The 15,139-nt window shown below is 71.3% G+C and carries 17 protein-coding genes; 10 read left to right on the top strand and 7 right to left on the bottom strand.

Annotated elements, in window-relative coordinates; genetic code table 11:
• The first annotated feature begins 2 nt into the window (after nucleotides 1–2).
• A complete protein-coding gene (locus tag GA0115234_RS06855) occupies nucleotides 3–2,234 on the top strand; it encodes an MMPL family transporter (protein WP_093539949.1) in 2,232 nt (743 codons plus the stop codon).
• Nucleotides 2,235–2,358: 124 nt separating this feature from the next.
• Here GA0115234_RS06855 and GA0115234_RS06850 read toward each other — a convergent pair whose 3' ends face one another.
• Nucleotides 2,359–2,709 carry an SsgA family sporulation/cell division regulator gene (locus GA0115234_RS06850; protein WP_093539948.1) on the bottom strand — a complete coding sequence of 117 codons (351 nt, stop codon included), beginning with the start codon at nucleotides 2,707–2,709 and terminating at the stop codon, nucleotides 2,359–2,361.
• 203 nt (nucleotides 2,710–2,912) lie between these two features.
• Here GA0115234_RS06850 and GA0115234_RS06845 point away from each other — a divergent pair, with 203 nt between their 5' ends.
• From GA0115234_RS06845 to GA0115234_RS06825, 5 genes are all read left to right on the top strand, one after another.
• Nucleotides 2,913–3,971 carry an energy-coupling factor ABC transporter permease gene (locus tag GA0115234_RS06845; protein ID WP_093539947.1) on the top strand — a complete coding sequence of 353 codons (1,059 nt, stop codon included), beginning with the start codon at nucleotides 2,913–2,915 and terminating at the stop codon, nucleotides 3,969–3,971.
• Nucleotide 3,972: 1 nt separating this feature from the next.
• Complete coding sequence (gene cbiQ, locus GA0115234_RS06840) at nucleotides 3,973–4,734, top strand: cobalt ECF transporter T component CbiQ (protein ID WP_093539946.1); 762 nt, start codon at nucleotides 3,973–3,975, stop codon at nucleotides 4,732–4,734.
• Nucleotides 4,731–5,501: an energy-coupling factor ABC transporter ATP-binding protein gene (locus GA0115234_RS06835; RefSeq protein WP_093539945.1), complete on the top strand. Its 771-nt coding sequence runs from the start codon at nucleotides 4,731–4,733 to the stop codon at nucleotides 5,499–5,501. The genes cbiQ and GA0115234_RS06835 overlap by 4 nt, the downstream gene beginning before the upstream one ends.
• Nucleotides 5,502–5,604: 103 nt before the next feature.
• A complete protein-coding gene (locus GA0115234_RS06830; RefSeq protein ID WP_093539944.1) occupies nucleotides 5,605–6,768 on the top strand; it encodes a serine hydrolase domain-containing protein in 1,164 nt (387 codons plus the stop codon).
• The gene (locus GA0115234_RS06825; RefSeq protein ID WP_093539943.1) at nucleotides 6,765–7,565 is read left to right on the top strand and encodes an SDR family NAD(P)-dependent oxidoreductase; all 801 of its coding nucleotides are present in this window, start codon (nucleotides 6,765–6,767) and stop codon (nucleotides 7,563–7,565) included. The genes GA0115234_RS06830 and GA0115234_RS06825 overlap by 4 nt, the downstream gene beginning before the upstream one ends.
• Before the next feature lie 18 nt (nucleotides 7,566–7,583).
• On the opposite strand, the gene GA0115234_RS06820 is transcribed toward GA0115234_RS06825, so the two are convergent.
• The gene (locus GA0115234_RS06820; protein ID WP_093539942.1) at nucleotides 7,584–8,105 is read right to left on the bottom strand and encodes a MarR family winged helix-turn-helix transcriptional regulator; all 522 of its coding nucleotides are present in this window, start codon (nucleotides 8,103–8,105) and stop codon (nucleotides 7,584–7,586) included.
• Between the two features lie 83 nt (nucleotides 8,106–8,188).
• Between GA0115234_RS06820 and GA0115234_RS06815 the strand changes: the two genes are divergently transcribed.
• Nucleotides 8,189–9,655, top strand: a complete 1,467-nt coding sequence (locus tag GA0115234_RS06815) for an MFS transporter (RefSeq protein ID WP_093539941.1) — start codon at nucleotides 8,189–8,191, stop codon at nucleotides 9,653–9,655.
• Between the two features lie 48 nt (nucleotides 9,656–9,703).
• Here the strand turns inward: GA0115234_RS06815 and GA0115234_RS06810 are convergent, their stop codons facing one another.
• Nucleotides 9,704–10,696 carry an Lrp/AsnC family transcriptional regulator gene (locus GA0115234_RS06810; protein WP_093539940.1) on the bottom strand — a complete coding sequence of 331 codons (993 nt, stop codon included), beginning with the start codon at nucleotides 10,694–10,696 and terminating at the stop codon, nucleotides 9,704–9,706.
• Nucleotides 10,697–10,988: 292 nt separating this feature from the next.
• On the opposite strand from GA0115234_RS06810, the gene GA0115234_RS06805 reads away from it, so the two are divergent.
• Entirely contained in the window at nucleotides 10,989–12,527 is a 1,539-nt protein-coding gene (locus tag GA0115234_RS06805) for an MFS transporter (protein ID WP_093539939.1), read from the top strand.
• 28 nt (nucleotides 12,528–12,555) lie between these two features.
• Here GA0115234_RS06805 and GA0115234_RS06800 read toward each other — a convergent pair whose 3' ends face one another.
• The 3 genes from GA0115234_RS06800 to GA0115234_RS06790 form a co-directional block, all read right to left on the bottom strand.
• Nucleotides 12,556–12,765: a DUF397 domain-containing protein gene (locus GA0115234_RS06800; RefSeq protein WP_093539938.1), complete on the bottom strand. Its 210-nt coding sequence runs from the start codon at nucleotides 12,763–12,765 to the stop codon at nucleotides 12,556–12,558.
• Between the two features lie 168 nt (nucleotides 12,766–12,933).
• Complete coding sequence (locus GA0115234_RS06795; RefSeq protein ID WP_093539937.1) at nucleotides 12,934–13,140, bottom strand: DUF397 domain-containing protein; 207 nt, start codon at nucleotides 13,138–13,140, stop codon at nucleotides 12,934–12,936.
• A 12-nt stretch (nucleotides 13,141–13,152) separates the two neighbouring features.
• Complete coding sequence (locus GA0115234_RS06790; protein ID WP_093539936.1) at nucleotides 13,153–13,998, bottom strand: helix-turn-helix domain-containing protein; 846 nt, start codon at nucleotides 13,996–13,998, stop codon at nucleotides 13,153–13,155.
• 71 nt (nucleotides 13,999–14,069) lie between these two features.
• Between GA0115234_RS06790 and GA0115234_RS06785 the strand changes: the two genes are divergently transcribed.
• Nucleotides 14,070–14,330 (top strand): hypothetical protein, encoded by a 261-nt coding sequence (locus tag GA0115234_RS06785; protein WP_093539935.1) that lies wholly within the window; start codon nucleotides 14,070–14,072, stop codon nucleotides 14,328–14,330.
• 44 nt (nucleotides 14,331–14,374) lie between these two features.
• Nucleotides 14,375–14,797, top strand: coding sequence for a hypothetical protein (locus GA0115234_RS06780; protein WP_141718404.1), 423 nt, complete (start codon nucleotides 14,375–14,377; stop codon nucleotides 14,795–14,797).
• An 81-nt stretch (nucleotides 14,798–14,878) separates the two neighbouring features.
• Here GA0115234_RS06780 and GA0115234_RS06775 read toward each other — a convergent pair whose 3' ends face one another.
• Nucleotides 14,879–15,088 (bottom strand): DUF397 domain-containing protein, encoded by a 210-nt coding sequence (locus GA0115234_RS06775; RefSeq protein ID WP_093539933.1) that lies wholly within the window; start codon nucleotides 15,086–15,088, stop codon nucleotides 14,879–14,881.
• Between the last annotated feature and the right edge of the window lie 51 nt (nucleotides 15,089–15,139).

The following is a 15,139-nucleotide window of genomic DNA, read 5'->3' as shown; positions in this document are numbered from 1 at the left end:
CCGTGGCCACATTCCTCTACAAGCTCGGACGGCTGGCCTTCCGGCGCCGCCGCTATGTCGCCCTGATATGGGTGGCACTGCTGGCGCTCGCCGGATTCGGCGCGGCCTCCGCGTCCACCGCCACCTCCAGCTCCTTCTCGATCCCGGGCACGGAGGCCCAGCGCGCCTTCGACCTGCTGGAACAGCGCTTCCCCGGAGCCAGTGCCGACGGCGCGAGCGCCCGGGTCGTCTTCAAGGCCCCCGGCAGCGAGAAGATGACCGACCCGGCGAACAAGGCCGAGGTCAACAAGGTCGTCCGCGAGCTGAAGTCCGGCTCGGACCAGATCGCCTCGGTCAGTGACCCGTACGCGGCGGGCGCCGTCAGCAAGAACGGTTCCACGGCGTACGTCTCGGTCTCCTACAAGGTCAACTCGATGGAGCTGACCGACGCGACCCGGGACGCCCTGGAGGACGCGGGCCACGCGGCGCAGAAGAGCGGGATGACCGTGGAGATCGGCGGTGACGCGCTCCAGGTGATGCCGGAGACCGGGGCCACCGAGATCATCGGCGTCGCCATCGCCGCGGTGGTGCTGGTCATCACCTTCGGCTCGCTGATCGCCGCCGGGCTGCCGCTGCTCACCGCCCTGATCGGGGTCGGCATCGGTGTCTCGACGATCACCGCGCTGGCCAATGTGCTGGACCTGGGCTCCACCACCTCCACCCTCGCGATGATGATCGGCCTCGCGGTCGGCATCGACTACGCGCTGTTCATCGTCTCCCGCTACCGCGCCGAGCTGGCCGAGGGCCGGGAGCGCGAGGAAGCGGCCGGACGGGCCGTCGGCACGGCCGGTTCCGCGGTGGTCTTCGCCGGTCTCACCGTCGTCATCGCCCTGGTCGGCCTCGCCGTCGTGAACATCCCGATGCTGTCGAAGATGGGCTTCGCCGCGGCCGGCACGGTCGCCATCGCCGTCCTCATCGCGCTCACCCTGGTCCCGGCGCTGCTGGGCTTCGCCGGGAAGCGGGTCCTGGGACGCAAGGCGCGCAGGGCCGCCGAGGCCCCGGACGGGGCCGAGGCCAAGCCGAACATGGGCACCCGCTGGGCGCGGTTCGTGCTGCGCAAGCCGGTCTGGGTGCTGCTGGTCGGCGTCATCGGCCTCGGCACGATCGCCGTACCGGCCGCCTCCCTGGAGATGGGCCTGCCCGACGAGGGCTCCCAGCCCACCAGCACCACCCAGCGGCGCGCCTACGACCTGCTCTCCGAGGGCTTCGGCCCCGGCTTCAACGGGCCGCTGATGGTCGTCGTCGACACCGCGGACAGCTCCGACGGCAAGACCGCCGCCAAGCAGGTCACCGACGAGATCTCCAGCATGAAGGGCGTCGTCGCCGTCACCCCGGCCCAGTTCAACAAGGCCGGCGACGCCGCGATGATCACCGTCGTCCCGAAGGACCGGCCGAGCTCCGTCGAGACGGAGAACGTGGTCCACGCGATCCGTGACGCGGGCAAGGACATCAAGTCCGACACCGGCGCCGAGGTCCTGGTCACCGGTTCCACCGCGATGAACATCGACTTCTCGCAGAAGATGAACGACGCGCTGCTGCCCTACCTGGCGCTCGTCGTCGGGCTCGCCTTCCTGCTGCTGATGGTGGTCTTCCGGTCCGTGCTGGTGCCGCTGAAGGCGGCCCTCGGCTTCCTGCTCTCGGTCGTCGCGGCCCTGGGCGCGGTCGTCGCGGTCTTCCAGTGGGGCTGGCTCGGCTCGCTCTTCGGGGTGGAGCAGACCGGTCCGATCATGTCGATGATGCCGATCTTCATGGTGGGCGTGGTCTTCGGCCTCGCGATGGACTACGAGGTCTTCCTCGTGACCCGGATGCGCGAGGCGTACGTCCACGGCGAGAAGCCCGGCCAGGCGATCGTCACCGGCTTCCGCCACGGCGCCCGGGTCGTCACGGCCGCGGCCGTGATCATGATGGCGGTCTTCGCCGGCTTCATCGGCTCCAGCGAGCAGATGGTCAAGATGATCGGCTTCTCGCTCGCCATCGCCGTCTTCTTCGACGCGTTCGTGGTCCGGATGGCGATCGTGCCCGCGGTCCTCGCCCTGCTCGGCAAGCGCGCCTGGTCGCTGCCGCGCTGGCTGGACCGGATCCTGCCGAATGTGGACGTGGAGGGCGAGGGGCTGCGCGAGCAGCTCGGCGAGACGCCCGAGGGCGGCACCGGACACGGTGACGCCGGGGGCGAGCGCGAGCTGACCCGGGTCTGAGCCATACGGCTCCGGGGCCGCGTCCGAGCGGAGCGCGCCCCCGGACGCGCCGGTTACCTGTGGGGACGGGGGGCCGGGGCAATGACGGAAGCCCCCGTGCGAGTCAGTGGCACGGGGGCTTCCGTCATGCGTGCGCGGGGGGCTTGGTGCCCTCGGCGTGGGTCCGGTGCAGGAAGCGGATCAGCGGTGCGCTGTCGAACTGCACCACCTCCACGCCGTCCTTCGAGTGCACCTCCACGACCAGCTGGGTCCGCCCGCAGGGCCACACCCGGACGCCGCCGCGCTCGGTGGGGGAGTGCAGCCCGCCCTCCAGCAGGTCGCGGCCGAACGCCCAGTCGTCGCCGCCGGGGAAGGAGACATGGACGGTGCGGGGGTCCTTGTCGGCGTCGTACAGCAGGTCGACCGGGACCGCCGGAAGGTCGGGGGTGTCGTTGACGAGCCAGGCTTCCGCCTGCTCGTGGATCACGGGGGCCATGGGTCGACTCCTCCTGTACGTGCCGCTTCGCCATCCAATGTCCCATATTTTCGGTAAGGGGCGCGGCGAGCAGTTGTGACGCATCCGCTCTTGCGAAGGGTTCGCAACAAGGTCCTATCATTGAGCGGTTCACGACATCGTCATCCTCATCGTCGTCGCTGTCGTCCGCAGCAACGCAGGACCGCAGGAAGCGGAGCCCCTCCATGCATGTACCCGACGGATTCATCAACGCGCCCGTCTCCGCCGCCGCCGGAGTCGTCGCCGCGGGTGCGGTCGCCGTCAGCCTGCGGGGTGCCCGCCGCGAGCTGGACGAGCGCACCGCGCCGCTCGCCGGTCTCGTCGCCGCGTTCATCTTCGCCGTGCAGATGCTGAACTTCCCGGTCGCGGCGGGCACCAGCGGGCATCTGCTGGGCGGGGCGCTGGCCGCGATCCTGGTCGGGCCGTATACGGGCGTGCTCTGTGTGACCGTCGTCCTCCTCATGCAGGGCATCCTCTTCGCCGACGGCGGCCTCACCGCGCTCGGCGTGAACGTGCTCGACATGGGCATCACGACCACCGTCGTGGCGTACGCCCTCTTCCGCGGACTGCTCAAGGCGCTGCCGAAGACCCGCCGCTCCGTGACCGGCGCGTCCTTCGTCGCCGCCCTGGTCTCCGTACCGGCCGCGGCCTGCGTCTTCACGCTGATCTACTGGACCGGCGGCACCACCGACATCCCGATCGGCAAGGTCTTCACCGCGATGGTCGGGGTCCACGTCCTGATCGGCATCGGCGAGGCCCTGATCACCGCGCTGACCGTCGGCGCCGTCATCGCCGTACGCCCCGACCTGGTCCACGGCGCCCGCGGACTCACCTCCTCGCTCAAGCTCCGCGTCGACGGCGAACTCGTCGACGCCCCCGCCCGGCAGCCCCTCGCCCCGGTCGCCGCCCGCTCCCACCGCGGGATCTGGGCCACCGGCCTGGTCACCGCCCTCGTCCTGGCGGGCTTCGTCTCCTACTACGCCTCCGCCAACCCGGACGGCCTGGAGAAGGTCGCCGCCGACCAGGGCATCGACAAGAAGACCGAGGAGCACGCGGCCAAGGACTCCCCGCTCGCCGACTACGGCGTCAAGGACATCTCCAACGCCCGGATCTCCGGCGGCCTCGCCGGAGTCATCGGCGTCGGCGCCACGATCGTGGTCGGCAGCGGAGTCTTCTACGTGGTCCGCCGCCGTCGTACGCAGGACGCCCCCGACGACACCACGCGCGCCGGCGAGAACGTCTGACATGGGCGCGGGACACGCACACAAGCTCTACCGGCACGGCCACTCGCCCGTCCACGACCTGCCCCCGCACTGCAAGATCGCCGCCGCCTTCTGCTTCGTCGTGGTCGTCGTCTCGACGCCCCGCGAGTCGGTGTGGGCGTTCGGGCTGTACGCGGTGCTGCTCGGCGCGGTCACCGCGCTCGCCCGCATCCCGGCGGGCTTCCTGCTCAAGCGGCTGCTCATCGAGGTGCCGTTCGTCGCGTTCGCGCTGCTCATGCCGTTCGTGGTGCCCGGCGAGCAGACCCACGTCCTCGGTCTCTCGGTCAGCGTCCCCGGCCTCTGGGGCGCCTGGAACGTGCTGGCCAAGGGCACCCTCGGCGTCGCCGCGTCCGTACTCCTCGCCTCCACCACCGAACTGCGCTCACTGCTGCTCGGCCTCCAGCGGCTCAAGCTGCCGCCGCTGCTCGTCCAGATCGCCTCCTTCATGATCCGGTACGGCGATGTGATCACCGACGAGATGCGCCGGATGTCGATCGCCCGCCGCTCCCGGGGCTTCGAGGCGCGCGGGATACGCCAGTGGGGCGTCCTGGCCAAGACGGCGGGCGCCCTCTTCATCCGCTCGTACGAGCGCGGCGAACGCGTCCACCTCGCCATGGTCAGCCGCGGTTACGCCGGTGCCATGCCGGTCATCGACGAGGTGACCGCCTCCCGGGCCCAGTGGGCCCACGCCGCCGCGCTCCCCGTGCTCGCCCTCGCCGTATGTCTGCTGGGATGGACCCTATGAGTCAGCCCACCGCCCCCGCGCCGTCCCTCGAAGTCAGCGGCCTCGCCTACGCCTACCCCGACGGCCACCAGGCGCTCTTCGGGGTGGACCTCGCGGTCGCCCGGGGCGAACGGGTCGCCCTGCTCGGCCCCAACGGCGCCGGCAAGACCACCCTGGTCCTCCACCTCAACGGCATCCTCGACGCGGGCGCCGGCACCGTCCGGGTGGCCGGACTCCCCGTCGAGAAGCGCAACCTCGCCGAGATCCGCCGCCGCGTCGGCATCGTCTTCCAGGACCCCGACGACCAGCTCTTCATGCCCACCGTCCGCGAGGACGTCGCCTTCGGCCCCGCCGCCTCCGGGCTGCGCGGCGCCGAACTGGACGAACGCGTCACCGAGGCCCTGAAGCAGGTCGGCATGGAGGAGTACGCCGACCGGTCGCCGCACCACCTCTCCTTCGGCCAGCGCCGCCGCGTCGCCGTCGCCACCGTCCTCGCCATGCGGCCGGAGATCCTCGTCCTGGACGAGCCGTCCTCCAACCTGGACCCGGCCTCGCGGCGCGAACTCGCCGACATCCTGCGCTCCCTGGACGTCACCGTGCTCATGGTCACGCACGACCTGCCGTACGCCCTGGAGCTCTGCCCGCGCTCGGTGATCCTCAGCGAGGGCGTCATCGCCGCCGACGACCGCACCCAGGACCTGCTCTGCGACGAGGAGCTGATGCGCGGTCACCGCCTGGAGCTGCCCTTCGGCTTCGACCCGCGCTCGGTGACGCTGAACGCCCGGTGACGGCGGCGGACGTTCCACGCCCGTGAACATGAGGTGACCCGGCACCCGTCCTGCCCACGACGCGATGCACCATGGGGGGATGAGCGGGAGCGCAGGAGCAGGCGTGGACGTACGGGGCACGGTGGCGGCCGGATTCGAGCCGGTCAGGGATGCCTTCATCCGTAACTTCGAGCAGCGCGGCGAACGCGGCGCCGCCGTCGCGGTCTACCGGGACGGGCACAAGGTCGTCGACCTCTGGGCCGGTACGAGAGACGTCGACGGCACCGAACCATGGGCCGTCGACACCGTGCAGATCGTCCGCTCGGCGGGCAAGGGCATCGCCGCCGCCGTACCGCTGCTGCTGCACCAGCGCGGCCAGGTCGACCTCGACGCCCCGGTCGGCACGTACTGGCCGGAGTTCAAGGCGGCCGGCAAGGAACGCGTGCTCGTCCGCCACCTCCTCGCCCACCGGGCGGGCATCCCCGCGCTCGACCGCCCGCTGACCCCCTCCGAAGCGGCCGACGGGAGCTCCGGGCCGCAGGCCGTCGCCGCCCAGCGCCCCCAGTGGGAACCCGGCACCGACCACGGCTACCACGCCCAGACCTACAGCTGGCTCATCGGCGAACTGGTGCGCCGGGTCACCGGCCGCACCGTCGGCCGCTGGATCGCCGAGGAGATCGCCCGCCCGCTCGGCCTGGACTTCTGGTTCGGCCTCCCCGCCGACGAGGCGCACCGGATCGGCCGCATCGGCCCCGTCGAACCGCCCGCCGCCCCGGGCGACAGCGGCATCCTGCGGGTGCGGCCCAAGCGGTCCGTCGTCGAGGCGTACCGCGACCCGCAGTCCCTCACCCGCCGCGCCTTCGGGGCCATCGACCCGATGCCCGACGAGAACGACCCCGGCTACCGGGCGGCCGAACTCCCCGCCTCCAACGGCATCGCCACCGCCCGCGGGCTGGCCCGCTGCTACGCCGCGATGATCGGCCCGGTCGACGGCCACCGCCTGTTCGCCCCCGCCACCCTCACCCTGGCCCGCACCGAGGAGTCGTCGGGCCCGGACCGGGTCCTGGTCGTCAACACCCGCTTCGGCCTCGGCTACATGCTGCACGGCCCGTCGGCCCCGCTGCTCGCCCCCGGCTCGTTCGGCCACCCCGGCCGGGGCGGCTCGCTCGGCTTCGCCGACCCCGAATCCGGCATCGCCCTGGGCTATGTGACGAATGGTCTGCAGAAAGGAGTCACCGCCGATCCCCGTGCCCAGGCCCTGATCAGGGCAGTACGGTCGGCGCCATGACTCCTCCTCACACTGCTGGTTCACGGTTCGACGGATACGGCGTCCTCATCACCGGAGCGGGCCGGGGCATCGGCGCGGCCACGGCCCGCCGACTGGCCTCGGAGGGCGCACGCGTCCTGGTGACCGACCTGGACGGCGAACGCGCCGGACAGACCGCCGAGGCGATACGCGAGGCGGGCGGCACCGCCGAGGCCCTCGCCTGCGACGTGACCGACCAGGCGGCCGTCGAGACGGCGGTGGCCCACGCGGTCGCCGCCTTCGGCTCCCTCGACGTGCTGGTCAACAACGCGTACTCCTGCACCACCGACGCCCCGCTCTTCGAGGACGAGGCCGACGAGGACTGGCAGCGCGACCTGGACGTCACCCTCACCGGCCCCTACCGCTGCTCCCGCGCCGCCCTCCCGCACCTGGTGGCCTCCGGCCGGGGCGCGATCGTCAACATCGGCTCGGTCAACGGCGAACAGGACTTCGGCAACCACGGCTACAGCGCCGCCAAGGCGGGCCTCGCCAGCCTCACCCGCACCCTCGCGGGCCACGCCGGACCGCGCGGCGTACGCGTCAACCTGGTCGCCCCCGGCACGATCCGTACGGACGCCTGGGCGGGCCGGGACGCGGAACTCTCCCGGGCGAGCGGCCTCTACCCGCTCGGCCGGATCGGTGAGCCCGAGGACATCGCCTCCGCCGTCGCCTTCCTCGCCTCGCGCGACGCGGCCTGGATCACGGGGACGACGCTGCGCGTGGACGGCGGGCTGACGGCGGTCAACTCCGGCTTCCGGCAGGCGGTTTCGGGGGCGTAGAGCCTTGGCCGCGTGCGGTCAGCGGCCGGTCGCCCCGTCGTAGACGCCGACCACTCGCCGCAGGAACGCCGCCACCACGGCCCGGTCCTGCGGGGAGAGGTCGGCCGCGGCCTCGGTGACGCCCTGGATGACCGGGGACACGTGCTCGTACGCCATGGCCTCCCAGTGCTCGGCGGGAGCCACGATCACCTTGCGCCGGTCGGTCGGGTGGGGCTCCCGCCGGGCGTGCCCGGCGGCCACGAGCCGGTCGATCACCAGCGTCGTCGCGGCCGTCGACGCGTCCAGCCGGCGGGCGAGGTCGGTGGGGGTGGTCGGCCCGACGTTCACGAGATGGTCCATCACGGCGAGCCCGGCCGCGTCCACCCGCAGCCGACGGCCCAGATGGCGCTCGAACCGCTGCTGGCGCAGGGTCAGATTCCGCAGCTGCTCACGGATGGCACCGTCGTCGGCGGGGGCGCCGGAGGGAGCCTCGCTGGGAGCCTCGGCGGGGGTCTCGCCCGGGGTCTCGGTGGGGGTGCCGACGTTCGGTTTGACATCCATGGGGCTCAGGATACTCTCAATATTGCTAAGAATATTGGTAAGTTTATTGGCGAGTTAATTGGTAACCAATGAGTAGAGGTAAAATGAGTACCGACCCGACCGCCACGCCGCCGCCCTACCGGTGGCGGTGGCTGATCCTGGCGGTGATGCTCGTCGCGGAGATCATGGATCTGCTGGACGCGTCGATCGTCAATGTGGCCGGGCCCGAACTGGAGCGCTCGCTGGGCGCCGGCTCGGTCGGGCTCCAGTGGGTGATCGGCGGATACGCCCTCACGCTGGGCGCCGGGCTGATCCTCGGCGGACGGCTCGGCGACCGCTACGGGCGGCGCCGGATGTTCCTGATCGGCCTCGCCTCGTTCACCGCCACCTCCCTGCTGTGCGCCTGCGCGCCGGACATCGGGTCCCTGATCGCCTTCCGGCTGCTCCAGGGCACCGCGGGGGCGATGCTCCTGCCCCAGGGGCTCGGGCTGCTGCGGGAGAACTTCTCCGGCGCCGAACTCACCAAGGTCTTCGGCATCTTCGGACCCGTCCTTGGGCTCGGCGGCATCATCGGGCCCGTCCTGGGCGGCGGCCTGATCCAGGGCGACTTCCTCGGCCTGGGCTGGCGGCTGGTCTTCCTGGTCAACCTGCCCATCGGCATCGCCGCCCTGATCGTCGCCGCGAAATTCGTCCCCCGGCGGCCGGGCGACCGCACGGTGGTCGTCGACACGGTGGGCGCCGCCCTGGTGGCACTGTCCTGCGCACTGCTCGTCCTGCCCCTGAACCAGGGCCAGGAGGCCGGGTGGCCGCTGTGGACCTGGCTCTGCATGGCGGGCTCCGTCATCGGATTCGGCGCCTTCGCGCTCCGCCAGCGCAGCACGGCGGCCCAGGGGCGCGAACCGCTGGTCACCCCCGCGCTGCTGCGCAAGCCCGCCTTCACCGTGGGGCTCGGCGGCATCGCCCTGTTCTTCGCCGGACTGGTCGGCACCCAGCTCGTACTGACCCTCTACCTCCAGATCGGCCGGCACTTCACCGCGGGCGAGGCGGGCCTCGGCAACCTCCCGCTCGCCGTGGGGACCGCCATCGGCGGCGCGGTCAGCGGCGCCGTGCTCGCGGACCGGATCGGCCGCGCGGTCCTCCAGATCGGCCCGCTCGTCCAGCTCGCCGGCGCCGCCCTGCTCGGCTACGAACTCGGCCGCCTGGGCGGCTCGTTCTCCATCTGGGACATCGCACCCGGCGTCGTCGTCTCGGGCATCGGCGCGGGCATGGTCATCGCGGCGCTGTTCAGCTTCATCCTCGCGGCCGTCGACGACCACGAGATCGGCTCCGCCTCCGGCGTGCTCTCCGCGGTCCAGTCGATCGGCGGCTCGATCGGGGTGGCCGTCTTCGGCTCCGTGTTCTTCGCCGACGCCAGGAGCGGCGACTTCGCGTCCGGCTTCCGGCACGCGCTGATCGCGCAGTCCTGCCTGCTGGTCGCCTTCCTTGCCATGACCTTCCTGCTCCCGAAGAAGGGGCGGCCGGAGGGCGATGAGTTCACGGCGGACGACGAGCCCCGGCGGGCCGTGGCCTGAGCGCGTCCCCGACCGCCTTCCGGTCGGGGACGGGAGCGCTTGCCCATGTCAGGCGAGTGCGGGGTGGATCAGGCGCCCGTGGTGGACGAGGGAGACCGCCTGCTTGAGCCGGCGCACCCGCACACTGATCTCGTAGCCCCTGACGCCCTCGGTACGGGCGAAGCGGCCGCTGAGGTAGCGGTAGAAGTCCGGGGTGTCCTTGCAGATGACGATCGCCATGATGTTGTGCTTGCCGCTGATGGCCGCGGCGAAGGCGCACTCGTCGTGCCTGCTGAGCTCCTCGCCGATCTCCTGGAGCCGGGGCAGGTCGACCTGGAGCCAGAGGGTGGCGTTGAGCTCGTAGCCGAGGCGTTCGGGCACGGTGTCGATGTCGTAGACCAACGAGCCGCTGCCCTCCAGGGCCTCCAGCCGGCGGGCCACGCGCGGCTTGGACCAGCCGGTGACCTCCGCGAGCCGGGTGTGGGAGGCGCGGCCGTCCTCCGCCAGCGCTTCGAGGAGGGGAAGGTCCTCGTCGGTCGCGGGGAGCGGGGGACCGGCGGGGGTGGGGCGCTCCGCGGTCAGCATCCGCACCTGCTCGTCGGTGAGCGAGCCCTCCCGGCCGGTCCAGCCGGCCGTGTCCGGGGAGCCGAAGGCGTGGACGAGCAGGTCGACGTTCAGGTCCAGGACCGAGGCGGCCCGGGGGAGCTGCCGCAGCAGCACGTCGTCGCGGGCGGTCCCGGTGGGCGAACGGACGATACAGATGATCTCCGAACCGCCGGACGCGATGCTCGCGTACGCGACCTCCGGCCTGCGGGCCAGGGAATCCGCGAGCGGCCCCACGGCGTCCGGGCGGCAGCGCAGCCGCGCGATCCACTCGGACCGGCCGTGGGCGGCGGGGCTGCTCAACCCGACGACGCGGATGACGCCGCCGCGGAGCAGGGCACTGTAGCGGCGCGCCACGGTCTGCTCGGACACCCCGACGACCTCGCTGAGGCGGCGGAAGGAGACTCGCGGCGAGCAGTTCAGTCCATGGATGATTTTGCGGTCCAGATCGTCAGGCATGGATGAATGGTCACATGACCATTGCCGAATCCGGAGGTTCCGTGACGTTCACCGGGATCGCTTGGGGATTCATCGACGGTCGGGGCGAAGCTGGTCGGCGGCTTTGTGGGTGATTCGGCGAACCGCGCGGAATGCGGTGGTACGCCGGATCACCCGGGAGCGGGCGCACGCCGGACGGCGGTGCTCACATCGCAGCCGGTGCCCGCGCGGCACCCACCCCCGCAGCAGAAGGAACCTCTACGTGAACTCCGCAACGACACAGGACAGATCAGGGCGGGGCGTCACGCTCGTCATGGCCTGCCTGGGCGTCTTCGTCGCCTACCTCCCCGTGACCACCGTGTCGGTGAGCCTGCCGGCCATCCAGCGGGCCCTGGGCGCCTCCACGTCCCAGCTGTCCTGGGTCTCGGACGCCTTCGTACTGCCGATGGCCGCGCTGATCCTCACCACCGGGGTATGGGGTGACGTCCACGGCCGCAAGCGGGTGTTCCAGACGGGCATGGCCCTCTGTGCCCTGGGCGCGGCGATATCGCTGATGTCGGACACGGTGCAGTGGCTCTGGGCCGGTCAGGCGCTCTCCGGTCTGGGAGCGGCGGCGCTGCTGCCCACGACGCTGGCCCTGATCAGCCACGCGGTCCCCGACCACCGCGAGCGGGGCAAGTACATCGGTCTGTGGGCGATGGCCCTGATGGGTTCGCTCGCCGTGGGCTCGCTGATCGCCGGTGTGCTGCTGGAGCACGTCGCGTGGCGCTGGATCTTCCTCCTGCCCATCCCGGTCTCCCTGGTCGTGCTGGTCGTGGCGGCGTTCCTGCTGCCCGACTCGCGCGCCCCGCACGGCCGCCGCCTCGACTGGCCGGGCCAGATCAGCGCGGCCGTCGCCGTCACCGCGGTCGTCTACGGCGTCATCGAGGGTGGCGCGGACGGCTTCGGCGAGCCCGCCGTGGTGACGGCCCTGGTGCTCGGCGTGGTCGCCGCCGCCGTGTTCGTCGTCGTGGAGCGCCGCAGCGCGAGCCCGATGCTCGACCTGGCGCTGTTCCGCAGCCCGGCCTTCACCGCCACCGCCCTGGTCGCCATGATCAGCTTCCTCGGCCTGATCGGCTTCTTCTTCGTGCTGAGCCTCTACTTCGGCATGGTGCAGCACCTGACCACGATCGAGGCGGCGCTGCGGATGGTGATGGTCACCGGGGTGTCCCTCCTCGCGGGCCTGCCCGTCGGACGCCTGATGCACCGGGTCTCCCCCCGGGTCCTGATCACCACCGGCCTGGTCCTCGCGGCGGGCGCGATGTTCTTGCTGACGGATGTCGACGCCCACACCTCCTACGTCTCCATCGCGTGGCGGCTGGCGCTGCTGGGTCTCGGCATGGGCGCCGTGATCACCCCGATGACCGCCTCCGCGGTGTCCTCCGTCCCGTACCAGCTGGCCGGGATGGCCGCCGCCGGGAACAACGCCTTCCGCCAGCTCGGCGGCGCCCTCGGCCCCGCCGTGCTCGGCGCCCTGCTGACCACCCGGGCGCTCGACGCGCTGCCCGGCCGCCTCACCGACGCGGGGGTGCCCGCCGAGGCGAGTGCCCGCGTCCTCGACACCGCCCGTGAGCAGGGGCTCGGCGCCGTGGCCGGACTCCGCCTGGACGCCGCCACCGGACCGGCCCTGTCGGCCCTGGGCGACTCCTTCCTCGACGGCATGCGGCTCTGCCTGACCGTCTCGGCCTCGCTCGCCCTGCTGGCCGCCCTCGCCTGCGCCGTACTCCTGCGCCCGGCCGCCAAGCAGGCCGCCCCGGCGTCCCCGGCCACCGAGGAACCTCCGGCCCGCCCCGCGTCGGTCCCGGTGGGCTGAGCGCCCGCCGTGCGCGGGTCGGCCCCGCTCAGACGGCCCTGAACTCCCCCGCCTTGACGCCTGCCACGAAGGCGGCGAAGGAGGCGGGGGAGGTGTGCAGCACGGGGCCGCCGGGGTTCTTGGAGTCGCGGACGGGGACGGTGCCGGTGGCGAGTGCGCTGCTCGGGGCCCACTCAACGCAAGAACCGCCGCTGCCGCTGTACGAAGACGTGACCCAGCGGGCGGATTCGATCGTCATGGGAGCCCTTTCGCGACTGGCCGGATGCAGTACCGAAGGCTGTGCCGCGTTCCACGTGCCCATTGGGCCGGAGAGGCAAACCGGCGCGGGTGGGTATGGGCAGCGCGAAGCCCCACCGTGCGTCGCGCGGTGGGGCTCGTCGGATCGGGTGCGCTGGACCTCCGTTGGTCAGACGGCGCCGAACTCCCCTGCCTTGACGCCCGTCACGAAGGCGGCGAAGGAGGCGGGGGAGGTGTGCAGCACGGGGCCGCCGGGGTTCTTGGAGTCGCGGACGGGGACCACGCCGTTCGAGGCGGCGAGGTTGGTGGCGGCCTCCACGCAGTCGCCGCCGTTGGAGCTGTACGAAGACTTGAACCAGCGGGGCTCGTCAGTCACGGATCTTCCCTTTCATGCCTGCTTGATCATCGCCACGGATGCCGCTTGGGAGAGGGCTTCGGCCTGTAGCTGATGGTAGCCCGTCAGCAGAGGCAGAACGGAAGCGCTCTCGCGGTCCACGTTCCCCTGCGAGTGGGATTCGGCATACGAGACCATGGACCGGTCCGGAAGGGTGAGCAAGTTGACCGGCAGGTTGAAGGGACGACGCTCCCCTATGTCGAACGGCGCCACCTGGAGAACCGTGTTGGGGAGTGCGGCGAAATCGACCAGCTTCTGAATCTGGGACTCCATGACCTCGGGACCGCCGATCGGGCGGCGGATGCAGCTTTCGTCCATCACCGCGATCAGCATGGGTGGCCGTGCCCTCGTCAACGCGCCTTGCCGCTGAGCCAGGAACGACACGCGCTCTTCTGCCTGTTCGGGCGTGATGGAGCCTCGCCACACATCACCATTCGCCAGCGCCCTTGCGTACTCCGGAGTCTGCAACAGCCCGGGGACGATCCCGATCTGGAACAGTCTGATCTCCGTCGCCCTGCCCTCGTACCCGACGTATTCCGGGAATCCCTCCAGTAGGTTTCCGTGCTTGATATCGCGCCATTCGCGCTCGAACGAATCGGCGGTGTTTGTCGTATCCAATGCCACATCAACACGGCGCGAGAACGGCAGAGTCGGTGATTTACGACCAGTTTCGAGGGCCGAGATATGCCTGCCCGTACAGCCGACCAGCGCACCGACGTGATCCTGGGTCCAGCCGCGCTCTTCCCGCAGCCTGCGTAAACGTGCGCCGAAAGCAGCCTGAGGGCTTGCTTCAGGGTTCAACTCCTTGCGGTTTACCAATGTGTCCTCCCCTTCGGCCATGTTGATGACACTCCGACTCTAGGCCACTCTGAAGCCTCCTGGTAGTGGGATGGCTACGGAGCGGAGTTGACGTGCCCGAAGAAGATGGTGCCCTGACTCGTCACCAACCCCCTCAAGTTCCGCCCTCCGGAACGCTTTTCCGGGATTCCGGCCATGGCGGCCGGGTGGGGGAATTCTGTGGGGTCGCCGGTCCGTACTGGTCCCTGCGGCCGCTCGGCGGCGGTGTGGAGTGGGAGGCGGAGCCCGAGTGGGTCCAGGCGCTCACTCCGGCCGAGCGGCTGAGCGTGGAGAACGCGTTGCGGAATCTGCGGAGCAGCCGGGGTGGGGTGTGAACGGGGCGGTACCACCCGGTGGTTACCGGTGCGAGGCGTTGGCGGTGGAATTCTTCGGGGGCACGGGAGAGATGGCGAGGCATGTGCTGGGCACGTTCCGGACCGTCTCCCCGGTGCTGGCAATGCGGTGGCTGGGCGGCCAGGCGTTGTGGATCGCGGACCGGATCGACACCGATGCCGATCCCGACGCGGATCCCGACTCCGAATCCGACGCGGATTCCGATCTCGATCCCGATCCCGACTCAGGCCTTGGCCCGCGTCCCGGCCCGGGGTGTTCGGCGTGGGTGCAGCCCTTGAAGCGGCTGCCGGTCGGCTCGACGCCCGACCGCCCCGCCGAGCTCCGTGCCTGGTACGAGGACCGGCAGGGCCAGCGCGCGGCCCAGGCGCACATCAAGAGCGGCAACCCGTTCCTCGTCGTCGTCCCCGACACCGACTGCACGTACACCCTCTCCGTGCACCCTGATTGAGGCGCGACGGCCGACTCGTGCCGTGTCACGTTCCTTCGCGGACGCCCCAGGAGGTCCGCCCGCCCGGACGGACCCCGAGGGTCAGACGGAGCCGAACTCCCCGCCCCTGACGCCCGCCACGAACGCGGCGAAGGCGGCGGGGGTGGCGTGCAGCACGGGTCCGCCGGGGTTCTTGGAGTCGCGTACGGGGACGGTTCCGTGCGGGGTGGCGAGGTTGGTGGCGACCTCGACGCAGGAACCGCCGTTGTCGCTGTAGGAGGACGTGAACCAGTGCGGGGACTCGGCTGTCACGGGAGGGCCCTTCGTAGGAGGCGGAGGTCTGGAAGCGACCTACCCGCATCG

Source organism: Streptomyces sp. DvalAA-43, from assembly GCF_900091725.1.
Taxonomy (GTDB): Bacteria; Actinomycetota; Actinomycetes; order Streptomycetales; family Streptomycetaceae; genus Streptomyces; species Streptomyces pulveraceus.
Note: the sequence above shows the minus strand (reverse complement) of the source record. Positions and strands in the feature narration are given on the sequence as shown.